Origin of the sequence: Sorangium aterium, assembly GCF_028368935.1 — a bacterium.
GTDB classification, from domain to species: Bacteria; Myxococcota_A; Polyangia; order Polyangiales; family Polyangiaceae; genus Sorangium; species Sorangium atrum.
Genome location: NZ_JAQNDK010000006.1, coordinates 215,001 through 234,484, shown reverse-complemented (window position 1 = coordinate 234,484; position 19,484 = coordinate 215,001). Strand labels below are relative to the sequence as shown.

Annotated in this window: 15 protein-coding genes (1 of these 15 only partly in view); 9 read left to right on the top strand and 6 right to left on the bottom strand. The window is 72.2% G+C overall.

Annotated features, from left to right (window positions below; all coding sequences use genetic code 11):
• The first annotated feature begins 267 nt into the window (after nt 1-267).
• Nucleotides 268-1,347, top strand: a complete 1,080-nt coding sequence (moaA, locus tag POL72_RS44945; RefSeq protein ID WP_272103069.1) for a GTP 3',8-cyclase MoaA — start codon at nt 268-270, stop codon at nt 1,345-1,347.
• A 53-nt stretch (nt 1,348-1,400) separates the two neighbouring features.
• Here the strand turns inward: moaA and POL72_RS44940 are convergent, their stop codons facing one another.
• Nucleotides 1,401-5,387 carry a protein kinase domain-containing protein gene (locus POL72_RS44940; RefSeq protein ID WP_272103068.1) on the bottom strand — a complete coding sequence of 1,329 codons (3,987 nt, stop codon included), beginning with the start codon at nt 5,385-5,387 and terminating at the stop codon, nt 1,401-1,403.
• Here POL72_RS44940 and POL72_RS44935 point away from each other — a divergent pair.
• Nucleotides 5,386-5,649, top strand: a complete 264-nt coding sequence (locus POL72_RS44935; RefSeq protein WP_272103067.1) for an ATP-binding protein — start codon at nt 5,386-5,388, stop codon at nt 5,647-5,649. The genes POL72_RS44940 and POL72_RS44935 overlap by 2 nt on opposite strands.
• 48 nt (nt 5,650-5,697) lie before the next feature.
• Here the strand turns inward: POL72_RS44935 and POL72_RS44930 are convergent, their stop codons facing one another.
• Nucleotides 5,698-7,266, bottom strand: a complete 1,569-nt coding sequence (locus POL72_RS44930) for an FAD-dependent oxidoreductase (protein WP_272103066.1) — start codon at nt 7,264-7,266, stop codon at nt 5,698-5,700.
• A 16-nt stretch (nt 7,267-7,282) separates the two neighbouring features.
• Entirely contained in the window at nt 7,283-8,431 is a 1,149-nt protein-coding gene (locus POL72_RS44925; protein ID WP_272103065.1) for a polysaccharide pyruvyl transferase family protein, read from the bottom strand.
• A 547-nt stretch (nt 8,432-8,978) separates the two neighbouring features.
• Between POL72_RS44925 and POL72_RS44920 the strand changes: the two genes are divergently transcribed.
• Nucleotides 8,979-9,815 carry a hypothetical protein gene (locus tag POL72_RS44920; protein WP_272103064.1) on the top strand — a complete coding sequence of 279 codons (837 nt, stop codon included), beginning with the start codon at nt 8,979-8,981 and terminating at the stop codon, nt 9,813-9,815.
• 33 nt (nt 9,816-9,848) lie between these two features.
• On the opposite strand, the gene POL72_RS44915 is transcribed toward POL72_RS44920, so the two are convergent.
• On the bottom strand, nt 9,849-10,703 hold the full coding sequence (locus POL72_RS44915; protein WP_272103063.1) for an SDR family oxidoreductase: 855 nt from the start codon (nt 10,701-10,703) through the stop codon (nt 9,849-9,851).
• Between the two features lie 144 nt (nt 10,704-10,847).
• Here POL72_RS44915 and POL72_RS44910 point away from each other — a divergent pair, with 144 nt between their 5' ends.
• From POL72_RS44910 to POL72_RS44885, 6 genes are all read left to right on the top strand, one after another.
• A complete protein-coding gene (locus tag POL72_RS44910; protein ID WP_272103062.1) occupies nt 10,848-11,762 on the top strand; it encodes a LysR family transcriptional regulator in 915 nt (304 codons plus the stop codon).
• Between the two features lie 165 nt (nt 11,763-11,927).
• Entirely contained in the window at nt 11,928-13,247 is a 1,320-nt protein-coding gene (locus POL72_RS44905; RefSeq protein ID WP_272103061.1) for an ATP-dependent 6-phosphofructokinase, read from the top strand.
• 136 nt (nt 13,248-13,383) lie between these two features.
• Nucleotides 13,384-13,860, top strand: coding sequence for a hypothetical protein (locus POL72_RS44900; RefSeq protein WP_272103060.1), 477 nt, complete (start codon nt 13,384-13,386; stop codon nt 13,858-13,860).
• Nucleotides 13,861-14,159: 299 nt separating this feature from the next.
• Complete coding sequence (locus POL72_RS44895) at nt 14,160-15,665, top strand: glutamate-cysteine ligase family protein (RefSeq protein ID WP_272103059.1); 1,506 nt, start codon at nt 14,160-14,162, stop codon at nt 15,663-15,665.
• A gap of 7 nt (nt 15,666-15,672) precedes the next feature.
• Nucleotides 15,673-17,091: a hypothetical protein gene (locus POL72_RS44890; protein WP_272103058.1), complete on the top strand. Its 1,419-nt coding sequence runs from the start codon at nt 15,673-15,675 to the stop codon at nt 17,089-17,091.
• Between the two features lie 22 nt (nt 17,092-17,113).
• Nucleotides 17,114-17,917, top strand: a complete 804-nt coding sequence (locus POL72_RS44885; RefSeq protein WP_272103057.1) for a class II glutamine amidotransferase — start codon at nt 17,114-17,116, stop codon at nt 17,915-17,917.
• Nucleotides 17,918-18,012: 95 nt separating this feature from the next.
• On the opposite strand, the gene POL72_RS44880 is transcribed toward POL72_RS44885, so the two are convergent.
• Nucleotides 18,013-18,387: a TFIIB-type zinc ribbon-containing protein gene (locus POL72_RS44880; protein WP_272103056.1), complete on the bottom strand. Its 375-nt coding sequence runs from the start codon at nt 18,385-18,387 to the stop codon at nt 18,013-18,015.
• Nucleotides 18,388-18,550: 163 nt separating this feature from the next.
• Nucleotides 18,551-19,484, bottom strand: partial view of a hypothetical protein gene (locus POL72_RS44875; protein ID WP_272103055.1) — the 3' portion only. 866 nt of this gene lie beyond the right edge of the window; the window shows 934 of its 1,800 coding nt (coding positions 867-1,800); its start codon lies beyond the right edge, outside the window — the gene reads right to left on this strand; its stop codon occupies nt 18,551-18,553.

Below are 19,484 nucleotides of genomic sequence, written 5' to 3'. Positions count from 1 at the left end.
CACACGCTCGAGCTCGAACGCGGAGCGGCTGAGCTCTGCGGAGGTCATCGCGAGCGACCAGCCGACGTCGGGGGCCGAGTGGATCGCAGTGCCGTCGAGTCGAACATGATCAGGAGGAGACTGATTTCCATCGAGTCTCGCCTTCCGCGAGCTGGAAACGCGGCCGCCCTCCCTTGCGGGGCCGCGCCTGGAACACCATCAGCGTTGCATGCTCGGCGCTGCCATCGATGTGTGAAATCGGCCAGGTGGACGCAGGAGGAAGGTGGCATGCTCGCGACAATGCCGCTCCCAGGTGCCGCCGGTGCCCGGCGATCGGAGGGCCAGACGTCGACGGTCGACGTGCACGGCCGGCCGATCGGCGATCTGCGAATCTCGGTCACGGATCGGTGCAACCTCCGCTGCTCCTATTGCATGCCGGAGGAACAGTACGCCTGGCTCCCCCACGATGACATCCTCCGGTTCGAGGAGATCAGCTTCCTCGTCGACGTCTTCGCGGAGCTGGGCGCCGCCAAGGTGCGCCTGACGGGCGGCGAGCCGCTGCTGCGCCGCGATCTGAGGACGCTCGTGCGGTTCATCGCCGACAAGCCCAGGATACGAGACATCGCGATGACCACGAACGGCGTGCTCCTCGCCGAGCACGTCCACGGGCTCCGGGCGGCCGGCCTGCGCCGCCTCACCGTCAGCCTCGACACCCTGCGCCCCGAGCGCTTCAAGGCGCTCACCCGCCGCACGACCCACGCCCAGGTCCTCGAGGGCCTGCGCTCCGTGCCCGCCGCCGGGTTCACCGACACCAAGATCGACGCCGTGGTGATCCGCGGCGTGAACGACGACGAGCTCGCGGATCTCATCGAGCTCGGCAAGACCATCCCCGCCGAGGTCCGCTTCATCGAGTACATGGACGTCGGGGGCGCGACCCAGTGGTCGCACGACAAGGTCGTCTCGCGCGCCGAGATCCTCAGATCGCTCTCGCGCCGCTACGGCCGGGTGGAGGCGATCTCGGGCGAGGGCACGGCGCCGGCCGCCCAGTATGCGCTCCCCGGCGGGACGACGTTCGGCATCATCTCCTCGACGACACAGCCGTTCTGCAGCGCTTGCAATCGCTGCCGGCTGACGGCCGACGGGATGTGGTATCTGTGCCTCTACGCCCCGCGCGGCACCAACCTGCGCGAGCCGCTCCGGCAGGGCGCTTCGCTGGAGGAGATGAAGGCCATCGTCGCCCGCGTGTGGGGCGCTCGCTCCGACCGCGGCGCCGAGGCCCGCCTCGCCGACCGATCACGCGGCGCGCTGCTCCCGGCCATCCAGCTGAAGCGCGACGCGCACCTGGAGATGCACACCCGCGGCGGGTAGGTGTGATCCGCTCGAGCGAGGCGGATCCACAGGGCACCTGGGTGACGCGGCGCTCAGGCGACAGCCCCCTGGCGCTCCAGAGCCCACGCGTCGGCGAGCGCGAGCGCGCGGGCGTTCTCGGGGATGCTCTCCAGGAAGCTCTGCCGCAACGCCGGCCTGCCGATCTTCGCGGCGCGCTCGAGGAGCCGCGAGCGCGCCGCCTCGATCATCTTCGCGGCGCGCTCGCGCTCGCCGGCGGCGCGCAGGGCCTCGGCGTAGGTCAGGCGGATCAGCGACTCTCCCTCCTCGGCCATCCCCGCGTCCTCGATGAGGCGGAACGCCTCCTGCGCGTCGAGGAGCGCCTCGGCCGCCCCCTCGGGCTCCCCTCCCATCCGGGCGCGCGCGAGGAGGGCCAGCGCCACCGCGCGCAGGAGCGGCGCCACGTCGAGCAGCGCCGCCGCCGCGCCGGCCTCGCGCGCGGCGGCCTCGCGGTCGCCCGAGAGGAGCGCCGCCCGGGCGAGGTACGCGCGCGAGAGCCCCTCCATGCGCCGGTTGCCCTGCCGGCGCGACGCGTCGATGGCCTGCTCGAGGAGCGCGCGGGCCTCGTCGATCTGGCCCGCCTGGAGGAGGACGTTCCCGAGGTTCTGCCGCGCGGTCGGGAGCACCTCGTGCAGATCCATCTGTGTCGCCTGGGCGACGGCCGCGCGCAGCAGCTGCTCGGCGCGCTCGAGCGCGCCGAGCTCCGTGAGGATGAAGCCCATGTTCAGCTGGACAGAGCAGGCCTGCCGGCGGTCGCCGGCGCGCCCGAACGCCCCGACCGCCACCTCCAGGGCGTCCACCGCGGCGGCGTGGTCACCCGCGAGCGCGGCGCGAAACCCGACGGCCTGGTGCAGCCCGCCGAGCGCCTCGTCGTCGACCGTCGGAGGATCGCCCGCGAGGCGCAGGCACTGCTCGAGCAGCGCGTCGGCGGTCGCGTGCTGGTTGGCGAGCATGAGCTCCGCCGCGCACCCGGAGAGGCAGAGCACCACCACGCTCAGCGCCTCCTCGGCGGGCGCCGTCGCCGCGAGCCTCTCGGCCCACGCCCCGGCGCGATCGACGGCGCCCTGCTTGCTGGCGCCGAGCAGGGCCGCGGTGAGCGCGCGGTACCATGCGCCCGACCCCGGATCGAGCAGCGCGATCGCCTCCGTCGCGCGCGCCTCGGTGGACGACAGCTCGCCGCGCCACAGGTGCGCCTCGGCCTGGACCAGGCGCAGCGCGCCGAGATCCCGCCCGCTCGCGCCGGAGGCCACGCCCCGCTCCGCGCGCGCGAGCGCGGCCGCGAGGTCGTTGCCGCGGAGCGCCTCCTCCGCCGCGGCGCAGAGCCACCGCACGGCCCGCTCGGGCTCGCCGCCGCGCTCGCAGTGCCCGGCCAGGACCAGCGCGTCCCGCTCCCCGGCGTGCTCCAGCCACTCGGAGGCGAGCCTGTGCCCGAGCCGCTGATCCGCCTCGGTGAGCATCATGTACGCCGCGTCGCGCACGAGCCCGTGCCGGAACGCGTACTCCACCTCGCCCGGGAACCGGGACGCAGGCCGCCGCGCGATCCACTCCTGCTGCTCCAGCGCGAGGAGGCGGCCCGCGAGCGCGGCGTCGTCCCGGTCCACCCCGAGCAGCCGGGCGATCGCGCCCCACCAGAACACCTCGCCCAGCAGGCTCCCGGCGCGCAGCGCCCGGCGCGCCTCCAGATCGAGCCCCTCGAGGCGCGCCTGCACCATGGCGAGCGCGGTCTCGGGCGCCTCGCCCGCGTCGCGGCCCTCGGCGCCCTCGGCGCCCTCGGCCGCCACGCGCAGCATCTCCTCCAGCAGGAACGGGTGCCCCGCCGCGCGCCGGACGAGCCTCTCCACCTGCGCCGCGGGCGCCTGCTCCCCGAGCGCCGCGCGCACCAGCCGCTCGCAGGCGAGGGCCGGCAGCGCCCCGAGCCGCATCGCGGTCGCGCCCCGCTCGGCCCACAGCCCCGGGAACACCTCGTCCACGTCGGGCCGCCCGAGCCCCAGCACCAGGAGCGGGCTCGACCGGAGCTGCCCGAGCGCCGCGTCCACGAGCTGCACCGTCGGCAGGTCGCCCCAGTGCAGGTCCTCGAGCACCAGGAGCACCGGCCCGGCGCGGCACTCCGCCTCCAGGAAGGTGAGCCAGGCGCGCCGCACCTGGTCGGCCATGAGCATCGGGTTCTGCCGCGCGGCGCGCAGCTCGCGCCGATCCGCGTCCGGGAACGGCGCGCCGATCACCTCGCCAAGAAACTCCGTCACCCGCGCCTGCTCCGCGGCGTCCACGGATCGCGCGACGCGCGCGGCGAGCTTCTCCCGGCCGCGCTCCCGGGGCTCGCCCTCCGCGATCTGGGCCGCGCGCCGCACCACCTGGGCGAGCAGCCCGAGCGGCGCCCCGGCCCGCACCGCGTCGCCCTGCGCCGTCCAGATCTGGGGCGGCGCCTCGCGGCCGCGCATCCTGCGCGCGAGCTCGATGCGGAGCCGCGATTTGCCCACGCCGGCCGCGCCGATCACGAGCGCCGCCTGGGCGCACGGCTCCGAGGCGCACTGGTCGAAGAGGAGCTCGAGCCAGCGCAGCTCGCTGCTCCGCCCCACGAACGGCGTCGGCTTGCCGAGCAGCGCGCGCGCCTCCTCCAGCGGCTCCTGCTCGCCGAGCAGCGCCGCCCCGCGCTCGCCGTGCGCCACCTCGAAGCGCGGGCCGAGGAGGGACGCGGTCATCGCGTCGATCGCGATCGGCCGGAGCGCCTCCTCCGCGCCCCGCTCCGCGGCCGTGAGGTTCGCGACGGCGCGGTCGATCACGGTCCCGAGCGGCTGGGTCCCGTCCACGACCTCCCAGCCCGTGGCGAGCGCCACGTCGGAGGCCTGCAGCAGCGCCTTGAGCGAGAGGGCGCACCGGGCCGCGCTCGCCGCGAGATCCGTGGGCGCCTCGGCCCCCGTGAGCAGGGCCGCGATCGATCCGTCCTGGAGCAGCTCCACGCGCGCGCCGTGCAGGTCGGCGGTCCTCCGGATCTCTCGGAGAAGGGCGAGCGGCCAGCGGCGCTGATGGGTCAGGCCGCGCGCGGGTGCCGTGCTCTCGTCGCTGGCCACGGCCTGCGCCGGCTGTGGAGGCCGCGCCGGCTCGGGCTGGCGCGTCGCCAGCACCACGGTGACCAGCCGCCGCTCGGCCGTGGTCAGCCCGACCGACGGCGCCAGGGGCGCCGCGCTCGCCTCCCGGATCTCCGGTGAGCGCAGCTCTGCCGCGATCGTGAGCGCGTCCCCGGGCCGCAGCTGCCGATCCTTGCCCAGGAGGCGCGAGAGCAGCGTGTCGAGCGCCGGAGGCGCGCCGGGCCACAGCTCGCGGAGGCGGGGCGCCTGCGCGAAGAGCACCTTGGTGAGCAGCGCGACGACGTGCGACCCCACGAACGGCGGCCGCCCGGTGAGGCACTCGAACAGCACGCACCCGAGCGCGTACAGGTCGGCGCGCGCGTCGATGTCGGGCTCGCCGCGGACCTGCTCCGGTGCCATGTAGGCGGGGGTCCCGACGGGAGCGTCGGGGTTGGTCAGCGTGTAAGTGACGTCGGAGGCCCGCGCGATCCCGAAGTCGAGGATCTTCACCGCCGCGACGTCCCCACCCGGCAGGAAGAGGTTCGCCGGCTTGATGTCACGGTGGACCACCCCGCGCAGGTGCACGGCGCCGAGCGCCTCGGCGGCGCGCGCGGCGAGCGCGAGGCTCTCGTCGAGGCCCAGCGGCCCCCGCCGGAGGCGCGCCGCGAGATCCTCGCCGTCGAGCCACTCCATGGCCAGGTACTGCCGGCCCTCGGCGGTGACGCCGTGGGCGACGTGCCGCGCGATGGCGGGGTGGTGGAGCCCCGCGAGGACCCGCGCCTCCCGGCGGAACCGCTCGGTCTGCTCGCCTTCCGCGTGCTCCGCGTGCAGCCCCACCTTGACGGCGACCGGCTCCCCGGTCTCGCGGTCGATGGCCCGATAGACCGCGCCCATTCCCCCGGATCCTGCGACGCGATCGAGCTCGAAGCGACCTGCGAGCAGGTCCCCGGGGCGCATGCGCGGAGTATCGGGCAAGCGCGCGGCGCGTGCCAGGGCGGCGCGCGCGGGCAGGACCGACGCAGCGCCCTCTGGCTACTTGCCTGAAATCTTCCTGCCTTGGAGCAACTGGCTCGGGGACGCGCACAGCACGAGCACACCACCACGGCTCGGGCTCTTCATCGTCAAATCGATCGTCGACGCGCACCGAGGCTCCATCCAGGTCACGAGCACGCTGGAGGAGGGCACCGCGTTCCGCGTCAAGCTCCCCCGTTCGTCGTAGCGCGGTGCGCGGTCGTTTCGCCGACACACGCCGTGGCGCGGCGCTGGCTCATACCGGCCTCAGCGCCGGCCAGGCCAGCTCGATGCCCTCGCGGACCAGGAGCGCCTGGAGCTCTTCCCGGAGCGAGCGCCGGGCGCGCACCTGCCGCGGCAGCACGCCGCGCTCCAGGCAGAACGTCGCGAGCAGCCCCGCCGCCTCGCCGACGCTCCACTCCACGGGGTGGACCCGGTAGGCGCCGTTCGTGATATGCGTGACGCCGAGGTTCTTCCCGCCCGGCAACAGGTTCTCCACCCGCACCGGGATGAGCGACCCCAGCGGTATCTGGAACGGCCAGCAGCCGAGATCGAGGTACCCGGCGCCCCCGACGCGCGGGTGCAGATCGATGCGATAACACCCGATCCCGACGCTGTCCTCGAACGTCGCAGGGCCGTCGGGCCGGAGCGGATACGCGATGTGCTGCTCAAGCACCGTGAGCTCGGCCCGGATCCGGCGGGACTCGCGGATGTAGGGCGCCGGCGCGAGGCCGTCGACCGTGCCGCCGACCACGTCCCCGCGGAGGCGCAAGCCTGGATAACCGACCCCGCCGTCTGGACGAAGCGCCTCGGTCTGCATCCAGTACAGAAGGCTCAGGCTGAGCTGCCGCGCCGCGTCCAGGTGCCGCGCGGCCTCCGCCTCGTCGACGCCGCAGACGGGCCCGAACCAATAGTCGTTCTGCGGCCAGTTCACGATGGTGATGTCGCTCGGCGCGAACCCCGCTTCGAAGACCGTCCTGTCGAGGATCCGCCGGAAGCTCCACCAGGGATGCCGGTCTTCCGCGGCGAACAGACCTCGAGTCAGCGGCTCGAGTGTATCGGGTCGAACCGCCGTCCAGTCCAGCAGCCGTCCCGGCCAGCCGGGCGGCTCGAGGGAGCGCCAGCGCTCGTACTGAGAGGGCCTGTCGATGGTATGGTCCTCTCCCGGGTGGTGCTCGATCGCAAAGCACACGGTGATCGCCTGCTGGGCCCCCGGATCGGCGCGGTCGGGGGCGTGCGGCTCTCCGGTCTCCGCGCGCGACTCCGCCCCGAGCGCGTGCTCCACGCCCGCGAGCGAGAGGAGCTCGCCATGAGGCGTGGCATCGATGAAGAGGTCGGCCACGAGGAGGACATCGCGCCCCGATTCGAGCCCTCGGACCACGACGCCGGTCACCCGATCGCCGTGCGTCGACGCCGAGATGGGCCGGTGAGCAGGGAGCGCGAGGAGGCGCCCGTTGAGCCGATACGGCGCGGTCATCTCGTGCAGGACCGCCACCGCGACCCGCGGATCGTGGCAAAGGCGGCTGACCCAGCCGTTGCCGGGGTTGAGCTCGCGGAGCGCCCTGGCCGACGCGGTGAGCGGCAGATGCCTGCGGTAATACTCGCGGATCCCCTGGCGCAGCGCGCGGTAGCTCCGGGTCGCCCCGATGTCCTCGATCCACGGGTGCTCGTCCGGAGGGACCGCCTGGTTCGTCAGCTGGCCCCCGAGCCAGTGAGTCGCCTCCGTCAGGACGACGCGGCGGCCCGTCCGCGCCGCCGCGAGCGCAGCCGCGCAGCCGCCGAGCTCTCCGCCGATGACGGCGACGTCGGTCCGGATCACGTCCATCGCCAGCTCCCCGCGCTCACGCGCTCTTCCGCACGGGCTGCGCCGCCGGAGCTCGCCGCGCGAGGAGCTCGGTGACAAGCTGGTTGGTCTCCCTCGCCCTGGCCTTCAGGCCAGGGAGCAGCCGGCGGATCTTCGCGCGGATCTCGTGACGCGTGTCCCACGAGCGATCGAGCCTGGCGATGAGCTGCCCGGAGCTGATGCTCCCGAGGGGCGGGGTCTCCATCTCGAGGTCCTCGATGAACCCCGCGACCTTGGACGCGTAGGGCAGCGCCACGAACGGGGTCTCGCGGAGCGCCGAGAAGATCAGGAAGTGGAGGCGCATGCCCACCACGAACTCGAGGTGCCCGACGAGGCTGAGGATCTGCTGCGGCGTGTACCGGCGCCTCAAGACCTCTGCCCGCTCGGCGTTCTTCATGTGGGCGACGACCGCGTGGCTGTGCTGCACGTCCGTCCGTTCCATGGACACGAACACGACGTCCGCGTCGAGGCGCTCGACGACGAAGTCGGCGGCGTTGGCGAGCAGGCCATAGTACTCGTCAGGGTCGATGTCGGGCGCCGCCGGGCCCGGCTCCCTGACGGAGAAGCCGACGAGGTGCCGCTCGAACTCGACCCCCTCGGCCCGGATGGCCTCGATCGGCAGCGCCTCCTCGCGCAGCAGCAGGGCCGGATCGGCCGTGAGGCGGATCTCGCGGTTCACCCCCACCTCCTCGAGGAGGCGACGCCCCTGCTTGTCTCGCACGGTGACGATGTCCGCGGCGTTCAGCGCCGCCCGCACGGCTTGCTTCGCGCTCGGGTCCGACAGCGGCCCGGCGCTCACGGCGTAGATCACGACGGGGACGCCGCGCTCCTCCGCGATGAGCGCCTCTCTCAGATAGACCGGCGCGTCCCGATCGTACAGGATGCCTCCCCCGCCGAGGACGAAGAGATCGAGGCGCTCGATCTCGGCGGTCGATTCCATTCGTGTGAGCTCACGGACCGGGACGACGCGCTCGACCTGGTGGCGCGCCTTCGTGTCCTCCGGGCACAGCGAGAACACGGTGATCTCCGCTGGTATCGACGCCCGGAGCTGCGTGACGATGCCATCGAGGATGGCCTCGTCGCCGAGGTTCATGCCGCCGTAGGACCCTGAAATCCCGACTCGGAACGGTTGGTTCGCCTTGTCCATCGTGGGCTCCTCCCGCGAGCGCCTCCGCTCGATCGCCACGCCGTCATGTCGGCTCGAGCGCTGCGCTCCGGCAGCAGCAGCCTGCCCGGTCGTCCGAGATCGACAGCGCGGTGCGGGAGCTTGCCACCGCGGCAGCGAGGCGCAATGTCCGTGGGCGGAGGAGGCACCATGGGGCACGCGCAGGCGCGGACGACCTGGAGTGGCTCGGGAGAGCCAGGCGACGAAGCGCGCCCGGCCAAGGAGCAGCGCGCGAGGCGAGCTGCGGCGCGGGTCGCGCCGGCCGTGCCCGTGGCTGACGTCGTGGAAGAGGCCTGTCAGCAATCCTTTCCTGCGAGCGACCCACCCGCCTGGACGCCTGCGAGAGCCGGCATGCCGCGCGACGACCGGTAAGCCGGACAGCGGACACCTCGGGATCGAGGGCCCGGACGCGAGGCTCAGTCGGGTGTCGCTACCTTCACGTGCGTCAGGCCGACGCCGACGGCAACGGGACGGCGCGCCCTCGTCGACGCGCGCCTCGAGAGAACGGTCATGATACCGTGATCGGCCGATGCTTCCTCGCACCCTCGCCGTGCTCGCCCTGTGGACCTGCGGCTGCGCGCCGGCGCTCTCCACGTTCCAGCCTGCCCATGTGGCCAAGAAAGGCCATGTCCAGGCCGAGCTCGGGCTCGACGTCTCGATCCCGACCGGCGCGCTCGCGTCGATGGTGGACGCCGGCGTCGTGCTGGCGGACGTCGCGGAGTCACGGGAGCTGTCCGAGGCCGAGCGGCAGGCGCTCTTCGAGGCGGGCGGCGCGCTCGCGTTGAACCCGCCCTCGGTCACGCCGCACATCGGCATCGGCTACACCGCGCTCGACCGCTGGGAGCTCAACCTCCGGTATACTGGCAGCGCGTTCCGCCTGGGCACCCGCTACCAGCTCCTGAAGAGCGACGAGCACGGCGTCGATCTGACGGCCGGCGCAGGCATCGGGCGCTACGTGATGGAGTTCCCTGTCGGGAGCATCCTTGGCATCGTCGAGCTGGAGGACTTCACGCGATGGCAGGTCGACCTGCCCATCCAGATCGGGAAGGCGGGCACATGGTACCGGGTCTGGGGCGGCCCGCGCCTGATGTTCACGACCTTCGGCACGTCGCTCGTCCTGGACCTGCCCGCCTTCACCGGCTATCCGGGCGAGCGGGAGCTCGCGTCGTTCTCCGGCACCGGCTTCTACGTGGGCGGCCAGGCCGGCGTCGCGCTCGGCTATAAACACGTATTCTTCGGCTTCGAGCTGACGATGGCGGAGATCTTCTCGAGCGGTGAGCTCACGGTGCTCGGTCAGCGGACGGTCGCGCTCGATCTCGACAGCTTCATCGTCTACCCGTCGATAGGGCTGATGGCTGAATTCTAGATCCAGAGCACCGGACGCTCGAAGCGCGCCACCTCAGCGGAGCGCCGCCGCGTGATCCACGGCGAACCGCTCGAAGTCGATCGGCTCGCGCCCGGTGACGTCCTTCACCGCCGAGGTCACGCCGGCGCCGGCGCCGCTCCGGTAGAGCCGGTTGAGGTCGATCATCGCATCGGCATAGAGATCGGGAATACCGCCGGCGACCATACCGGCCTTCGCCGCCTCGTCGGACACCGCCACATAATGCACCTCCTTGCCGAGCACGCGAGAGAGGATGTCCGCCGCCTCGCTGTAAGAGAACGCCCGCGGACCCGAGAGCTCGTATGCCTTGCCTTCATGGCCCGAGGTCGTCAGCGCCAGCGCCGCGACCCGCGCGATGTCGCGCACGTCGATATGGCTGATCTTCGCGTCCGCCGCGGGCAGGTAGAAGGCGCCCTGCGCCCTGATCGAATCCGCCATGTAGGTCACGAAATTCTGCATGAAGCCGTTCGGCCTGAGGAACGTCCAGGCGAGACCCGACGCCTCCACCGCGCGCTCGATCGGGCGATGGATCTTCGCGAACGAGTACGCCTCGCCCGCGGCGCCCCAGACCGACAGCTTCACGAGCCTCTTCACCCCGGCGACCCTGGCCTCTTCGACGACCCGGATCTCCGCTTCGATCTGCCCGGCGCCGCCGGACCCCAGCAGAAACACGGCATCGACACCATCGAGCGCCGGCCGCAGCGTCTCCGGCTTCGCGAAGTCGAGGAGGACGGCGTCGTGCCCCGCGGCCTTCGCCCTCTCGGCCTTGTCGCTGGAGCGGTGGGCGACGCGGGGCTTCACGCCCATCGACTTCAGCTCATCGAGGAGGGCGCCTCCGACAGTCCCTCCGGCTCCCGTCACGAGAATCATGGGTGGTTCCTTCCTGATAGCTAGTCTCGGCGCGCTCGAGGCGCGCCTCGCAGCGTCACGCGGCGCCCGAGCGCCCGTGCAACCTCACGATGCGGGCAGGCAGCCTTTTTGACAATAGGCCACATCGGCGCCAGACTGGAACGCGTGGAGTACCAATCCGGCCGCTCGCTCGAGGAGCTCGCCGCCTTCGTCGCCGTCGTCGAGGCCAATGGATTCACCGCGGCTGCCCGCGCGATGCGGGCGCGCAAGGCGACGCTCAGCGCGCGGGTGCAGGAGCTCGAGCAGCGGCTCGGCGTCTCGCTCCTCGTCCGGACGACGCGCTCCCTGCGCCTGACCGACGAAGGGCGCGCGTACTTCGAGCACGCGCGAAGGTCGCTCGCCGCCGCGCGCGACGCCGAGGCCGTGGTCGCGCTGGCCAGGTCGAAGCCGAGCGGGCTGCTGCGGATCACGACGTCGTCCGCGCTCGCGGGGGCGCTGCTGGAGAGCGTCATCACGCCGTACCTGGCCCGTTACCCCGATGTCGTCGTCGAGCTGGACACCTCGGCGCGGAGGGTCGATCTGGCGCGAGAGGGCTTCGATCTCGCCATCCGCGTCGGCCCGCTCGACGACTCCTCGCTGGTCGCCCGGCGGCTCGGCACGGCGACGGGCGGCTATTACGCGAGCCCCCGCTACCTCGACCGCCGCGGCGTCCCGGCGCGCCCCGAGGAGCTCGGCCACCACGAGACGATCGTCGTCGCGCGCGAGGAGGGGCCCAAAGATTGGCCCTTCGTCGCTGGCTCGAGGACGCGATCCATCGCCGTGCGCCCGCGCCTCTCCGTCGGCAGCTTCGAGCTGGCCGCGCAGGCCGCCGCGGCCGGCGCCGGCATCGTTCGAGCGCCCCTCTACTTCGTCCGCCCGTTCCTCTCGAAGAAGCGGCTCGTCCAGGTCCTGAAGGAGTGGACGCCTCAGGGGTTCGACGTCCACGCCGTCTTCCCGCCCGGCGGCACGCTCGTCCCGAAGACCCGCGTCTTTCTCGACATGCTAGCGGCCTGGTTCACGAGGAACGGGAGCTGCGCATAACGCGCTGCCCCTCGTGGCGCCTTGCGTGGGAACGGAACCGCGCGGCGTTACGATAGCTTATCGCTCCTGAAAAGCGGTCGAAACAGGCGCCGTCGGACGATGGAAGCGTCCCCGCGGCGGTGCTCGCCGGAGGGGCGCTGTTCTCCCCACCTGGAGGCATTGCGCGTGGTGACCCCTGCCGACCTCGCCATCAAGGATCTCGGCCCTTGCCGGCACCCCTCGCCCGTCGCCGAGAAGCTCGGCGAGAAGGCCACGGTGTACGTCGGCGAGGCCGACAAGGTGCTGTTCAACGATCGCCTGTCCGCCGTCCTCGCGGACGCCTCCGGCGAGCGGCCGCCTGCGTTCGAGCTGGCCGGGCCGCGCAACCGCGTCTTCTGGGATCCGAAGGAGGTGCGCGCCGGCATCGTGACGTGCGGCGGGCTCTGCCCCGGCGTCAACAACGTCATCCGCGGCCTCGTGCTCACGATGGCGCAGAGCTATGGCGTGCCGGAGATCTTCGGCTTCCGCTACGGCTACGAGGGGCTCGTCGCCCGCTTCGGGCACGCCCCGATGCGCCTGGATCCCCGGAGCGTCGAGGAGATCCACCGCATGGGCGGCACCGTGCTCGGCACCTCCCGCGGCAACCAGGACCCGCACCAGATGGTGGACACCCTCGAGGCCCTCGGCATCAACGTCCTCTTCGTCGTCGGCGGCGACGGCACCATCCGCGGCGCGATGTCGCTCGTCCGGGCCATCGAGGAGCGCCGCCTGTCGATCGGGGTCGTCGGCGTGCCGAAGACCATCGACAACGACATCAAGTTCATCGACCGCAGCTTCGGCTTCGAGAGCGCCTTCGCCGCCGCCGTGGACGTCATCCGCAGCGCGCACGTGGAGGCCTCGGGGGCGAAGAACGGCATCGGCCTCGTCAAGCTGATGGGCCGGCACTCGGGCTTCATTGCGTGCGCGGCGGCGCTCGCGTCGGCGGACGTGGACGTGGTCCTCATCCCCGAGGTCCACGCGGAGCTCGACGGCCCCTGCGGGCTGCTCGCGCACCTCGAGCGCCGGCTCGCCCGCCACGGCAACGCCGTGATCGTCGTCGCCGAGGGCGCCATGCAAGAACACTGCACCTCCAGCGCGGAGCCCATGGCGACGGACCTCAGCGGCAACCTCAAGCTGAAGGACATCGGCCTCTTCCTGCGCGACCGCATCAACGCCCACTTCCGGGCGCGCGGCGTCGAGGCGACGCTGAAGTACCTGGACCCGAGCTATCATATCCGCAGCGTCCCCGCGTCCCCGTCGGACAGCGTGTATTGCTGGAACATGGCCCGGAACGCGGTCCACGCGGCCATGGCGGGCAACACCGAGATGCTGATCGGCCGGTGGCACGGCCGCTTCGTGCACGTGCCGATGCCCCTGGCCGTCCGCATGCGCAAGCAGGTGAACCCGACGGACGACCTGTGGATGGCCGTCGTGGAGGCCACGGGGCAGCCGCTCTCATTCTACTAACTGCTAGCAGGGGTCCGGCCAGGGATCCGGAGAGAGATTTCAACACAAAGTCGCAAAGCCGCAAAGTCGCAAAAGAACGATTGGATCGGCCATCGCCCCGCGCGCCGCGGGCTCGCTCCGTGCCATCATGGCCGGCATGAAGATCTCGCTGCCCTCTCGCTCGCTCGTGCTCGCCGGCCTCGCCGGCCTCGCCTGTCTCGCCGGCTGTACCAAGGAACCCGCGCCGCAGGCCCCGTCGGGGGCCCAGGCCCCGTCGGGGGCCGAGGCCTCACCCGCGTCGCAGGCCCCGCCGGCGGCCGAGACCTCGCCGGCGGCGGAGCCCCCGCCGGCGGCCGGCGAACCGCGCGCCGCGGCGTCCGAGGCTCGGTGCGAGGCCGACGCCGACTGCGTGGTGTCCTGCGCGCAGGCCGGGCAGTGCTGCGACCAGCTGTGCCCGCCGTGCAACCAGGCGTTCCACCGCGATGCGCTCGCGGAGCTCCAGAAGTGGCGCGCCGCGAGCTGCGCCGCCGCGAGCTGCCCGGTCGCCAAGTGCATGGCGCCGAAGGAAGACTCGGTCGCCCGCTGCAAGGCGGGCGCATGCGTGGTCGAGCGCGTCCCGCACGTCGACCGATGAGCCGGCGCCCAGGGTGAAACCTGCCCGACACCTGCGCGAAACGCAGGGAACCCCCTCGCACAGCGCCCACGGCGCGTTTTGCCACAGGCTGCATCGACGCCACACCGATCGAGCTCGACGCCGGCGGGCGGCCGTCTCCGCCTTCCTTCATGCCGAGACCGCCGTCCGTGGCCCTGCGCTTGCATTGCGCGGCGCGTAGGGCGCGGGAACATCGCGCTCCCGGCTGCGAGCTCTCCTGAAGCCCACGGCGCTCGCCGTGCTGGCGGACGGGCCCTCGCCGGGATCGCAGGGGAGGTCCCTTGGGCATCGAGATCCAGCAAGACCATTTCAAGACCGTGGATTATCGGCTCTTCAAGACCCGGCTCCAGCAGAACCTCGCGGCGCTGGAGATGGTGCTCGCGCGGCCGGGGTTCGGCCACGGGGAAGCGACGATCGGCACCGAGCTCGAGATGTTCCTCGTCGATCGCGAGGCGCGCCCCGTGCCGATCGGGGCGGAGATCGCGCGCGCCGCGGCGAGCCCGATGATCACGCCGGAGATGGGCGCGTTCGACATCGAGCTCAGCACGCAGCCGGTGCCGCTCGCCGGCAGGCCGCTCTCGGCGCTCCGCGAGCAGATGCGCGCGACCGTCGAGGCGATCCGCGAGCGCGCGGCCGCGCGGGGCGCGCGCGTGGTCCCGGTCAGCATCCTGCCGACCTTCCAGCGGCGCGACTTCAGCCCTGCGACCATCACCAACCTGCCCCGGTATCGCGCGCTCGCCGCGGGGCTCAGCCGGCTGCGCAAGGCGCCCTTCCATATCCGGATCGACGGCGCCGAGCCGCTCGAGCTCACGTCGGACGACCCCGCGATGGAGGCGGCGAACACCGCCTTTCAGATCCACCTCCGGGCCACGCCCGACGCCTTCGCGCGGCTGTTCAACGCCGCCATGATGATGACCGCGCCCGCGCTCGCGGCCGCGTGCAACTCGCCCACCTTCCTCGGCCACCGGCTGTGGCACGAGACGCGCGTGGCGGTGTTCAAGCAGGCCGGCGACGATCGCCCGCCGGCGCCCGGCGCGGACTGGAAGATGCCGGCCCGCATCGGCTTCGGGACCGGCTGGGTGCGCGACGGCGCGGCGGAGCTCTTCATGGAGAGCGTCGCGCTGCACGAGCCCATCCTCCCCGTGTGCGGCGACGAGGACGTCGTGGGCTGCGCGCGGGACGGGGGGATTCCGCAGCTCCACGAGCTCCGCCTGCACCACGGCACGGTCTGGAACTGGAATCGACCGGTGTACGATCCGGACGGCGACGGCCACCTGCGGATCGAGCTGCGCGCCTTGCCGTCCGGGCCCACGCTCGATGACATGCTCGCGAACGGGAGCTTCCTGCTCGGGGGCATCCTCGCCCTCGCGCCCTCCATCGGAGAGCTCCTGCCGTCGTTCCCGTTCGAGCTCGCCGTGAGGAACTTTTACCATGCGGCGCACTACGGCCTCGACGCCGAGCTCATCTGGCCGGCCGTACCGGGGGCCGCGCCGAGGTGCGTCCGGGCGCGCGATCTCCTCCTCTCGCTCTTGCCGCGGGTCGAGGAGGGACTCGTGACCGCGGGGGTCGACGGGGACGAGGCCCGCCATTATCTCGGGCTCTTCGAGGCGCGGGTCGCCAAAGGCATCACGGGCGCCACATGGCAGCTCCGCGCGCTCTCGGCGCTGGAGATGGGCTCCGCGTCGCGCGAGGAGGCGCTGAGGAAGATGCTGGAGCGGTACATGGCCGAGGTCGACTCCGGCGCGCCCGTGCACGCCTGGGGGACCCCGCGCGCGGGCGCGACATGAGGTCGCCATGAGCCAGGACGCCACGAGATCCCTCGCCGAGCAGCTCGACGCCCGGCTCGCCGCGCCGGGGGCGATGGATGCGGCGCGGTTCGAGGCGTTCCTCGATGCCCAGCGGAGGCTCGGGCTGGTCCACGGCGCGCGCCCGCTGTGCCGCCACCTGCGGCCCTACCTCATCGCCGAGCACGACCTCGCCGCGATCGCCCGCGCGGCCGAGCAGATCGCCTCCGCGCTGGAGAGGGTCGCGCAGCGCGCGATCTGGGACGACTTCCTGGCCGAGGAGATCGGGCTCTCCGCGGACGAGCGCGCCCTCGCGGCCATCGTGCCGGGCGCGGGGCCGCTCCACACGGTCGGGCGCCTCGACATGCTGATCACCGACGGCGGCTTCTCCTTCATCGAGTACAACGCCGACTCCCCCGCAGGCCTCACCGACCAGCTCCTCGTCGAGCGGACGCTGATGGCGCTCCCCCACCTCGCGCCGCTCCGGGACGGGCATGGCCTGCGCACGCCGGCGCCGCACCGGGCGCTCCTCGGCGCCCTGCGCGAGGGCTACGCCGCGTGGGGCGGGCGCGAGGCGCGGCCCGCGATAGCCATCGTCGACTGGGCCGCGGTCGACACCTCGGCCGAGCTCAGGGTGCTCGCCGACCTGTTCTCGGCCGAGGGGCACCGGACAAGGATCGTCGATCCGGACGAGCTCACGTACGACGGCCGCCGCCTCGAAGCGCGCGGGGAGCGGATCGATCTCGTCTACCGGCGCGTGATTACGCAGGAGCTCATCGAGCGGCGCGGCATCGATCACCCCCTCATCCGCGCCTACCGCGACCGCGCCGCGTACGTGGCGAACTCGTTCCGGATCAGGCCCCTCAACAAGAAGGCGGCGTTCGCCGTGCTGAGCAACCCCATGTTCTCGGGCATGTTCTCGCCCGAGCAACGCGCGGCCATCGCGGAGCACATCCCCTGGACGCGCAGGGTGACCGCCAGCCGCGCCGCGTGGCGGGGCCGTGAGGTGGATCTCGTCGAGCTCCTCCTCGGAGAGCAGGAGAGCTTCGTGCTGAAGCCCAACGACGAGTACGGCGGCAGAGGCGTGCTGCTCGGGTGGACGGCGACGCCGGCGGCGTGGAGGGAGGCAGTCCGGGCCGCCGCGGATCAGCCCTGGATCGCGCAGGAGCGGCGCCGCCCGCGCACGGCGCGCATGCCGACGTTCCGCGGCGGCGCCGTGGAGGAAGAGCAGGTCTATTTCGACCTTTGCCCCTTCGTCTTCGCCCGCGGCGCGGAGGGCCCGCTCCCCACCTTCATCTCGCGCATGGAGGGCGCCATGGTGCGGCTCTCCGCCTCGGAGGTCAGCAACGTCTCCGCCGGAGGCGGGGTCACGGGGCTCGTGATCGTCGATGGCGCGCGCGCGCCACGGGAGGGTGCCCGCGATGTGTGAGCTCCTTGGTATGGTGTCGAACGTGCCGACGGACATCGTGTTCTCGTTCACGGGGCTCGCGCTCCGCGGCGGGCAGACGGGGCCACACGCGGACGGCTGGGGTGTCTCGCTGTACGATGGGCTGTTCGCGCGGACGTTCCTCGAGCCTCACCCGGCCTTCTCGAGCCCGCTCGCGCGGTTCATCCGCGAGAACCCGATCCACACGGCCCTCGCCATCGCGCACGTGCGCAAGATGACGCGCGGGGGAGCGGCGCTGAAGAACACGCACCCTTTCATGAGGGTCCTCCACCGCCGGCACGTCGTGTTCGCGCACAACGGCACCTTGCCCACGGTCAGGGATCGGAAGCTCCACGTCGAGACGCCTGTCGGCGACACCGACAGCGAGCACGCCTTCTGCGTCCTCCTCGAGGCGATCCGGAGCGCGTACGGCGCGAGCTACCCGGCCGACGGGCGGGAGCTCGGGCGCACGCTTTACGAGCTCGGGAACGAGCTCGGCGCAGATGGCGTCTTCAACTTCCTGTTCGCGGACGGCGAGCACCTCTTCGCCCGCTGCGGCGACCACCTCTCCTGCATCCTGCGCCAGGCCCCGTTCGGCGAGGCCACGCTCGTGGACGCGGATCTCAAGGTGAATTTCAACGATCTCCACGGCGTGGGCCCCGACGCGCGCATGGCGGTCGTGGCCACCGAGCCGCTCACGCGCGACGAGCTCTGGCGCAAGGCGACGCCCGGCACCCTGTGGGTCTTCCGCGCCGGCGAGCTCCTGGCGACGTTCCCCGAGGCCCGCGAGGGCTCAAGCGCCGAGGAGTCCGGCCGCGAGGCCCCCTGATCGAGAGCGCGCCGGGGGCCGCCGGGCGGGCTCCTCGAGGCTGAGCTGCACGGCAGAGGAGAGCCCGTGTCCGCGGCTCCGGGCGCGGCACGCCGTCAGCTGCGCGGGCGCGCGAACAGGTCCCGAAAGAAGTCGCTCAGCGTGTGCTCCTTGTAATCGCGGAACTCGCCGGCATCGAAGTAGACGCCGCCGCAGACGCTGCAGTTCTCGTACCAGATGTGCGACTGCTCCGGGTCGACCATGCGCACCATCGGCGTCGTGCAGCGGGGGCACGGCACCCGCCGGATCTGGTTGTTCTTCCGCCCGACCGACGGGTCGCCGGTGTCGATCTGCTGGGAGCCCGCCATGGCCTTGAGGGACTCTTTCTCCCGGCTATCGAACCAGATCCCGCCGCACGCAGTACACCGGTCGACATCGATCCCGCCGAAGGTGACGACATCCATCGAGGCGGTGCATTTCGGGCAGTTCACGTCATGCTCCAGTGCGGCAGGCGCCGCGGTCGGGAGCGATGGTATCAGACGACCCGGATCGCTGGAAGAGCGTCGATCGCCACGCGCCACGCTGGAGAGAGCCGGCGCCGCGCACGGTCGCCGGCCATCGGGCGGGCTGCCGCTGACGGCGCGCCGTAGGGCGTCATTTCGAGCCCATCTTCTCTTTCACGATCTGCTGCAACCGCTCGAAGTACGGGCTGTCGCGCCGGACGGCGATGCCGAACTGGGATGTCCCGAGCTTGGACTTCGAGTAGACGATATAACGGGACATCTCGCGGTGGGCCGTCAGATCCTCGGTCATCTGCACGTAGTGAGGGTGCGGCATGTAGATGAGATCGGGCTTGTAGGCCTCGAAGAACCTGTCCGCGGAGAACGGCTCCAGCGCGAAGCGCGTGTCGTTGAGGCCGGCCATGTCGATGATCGTCTTCTCGAGGTTCATCGCGCCGAGCATCCCGACCTCGGTCGTGGCAATGACGAGGTCGTCCGGGAGCTTCGAGACGCGATCGATCGCGAACCAGTATTTCTGCGGTCCCGAGGTGTTGCCGTGCTTGACGATGTTGAAATGCCCGAGCCGGTTCGCCGCGATGGCGCCGGCGAGGTCCTTCCCTGCCGTGGCGAGCGGCGTGGACAGCTGGAGCCAGAGGATCGCCGCCGCAGCGACGCCGGCCAGGGGCAGGGCGGCCGGCGCGTGCTGGCCGACCGAGTCGGCAAGCGTCTGCGCGAGCCGGGCAGCGCTCCGGCCAGCGAGGTAGATGAGGCCTGGCAGCGGCGCGAAATAGAACCTCTGCGAGAACCCCATGATCGGCACGACGAACAACCACGAGTAGGCGAGGCACAGGAGCGTCGCGGCGAGGACCCCTTTGTCGAACGCCGAGGACGCCGCCCAGAAGGCCCGGGGGCCGCTCCTCCGCCCCTCACCTGCCGGCGCGCCGGCGCCCGCCTGCCGCGCGCCGAGGCCCACGAGCACGTCGAGCGCGATGACGCTGAAGAGCGGCCAGAAGAAGTCGAGCCAGTCGAGGAGATCGATGGTCGGCCGGCCGCGGTAGGCGCGGAGGATCCCTGATCCGTAGAGGTTC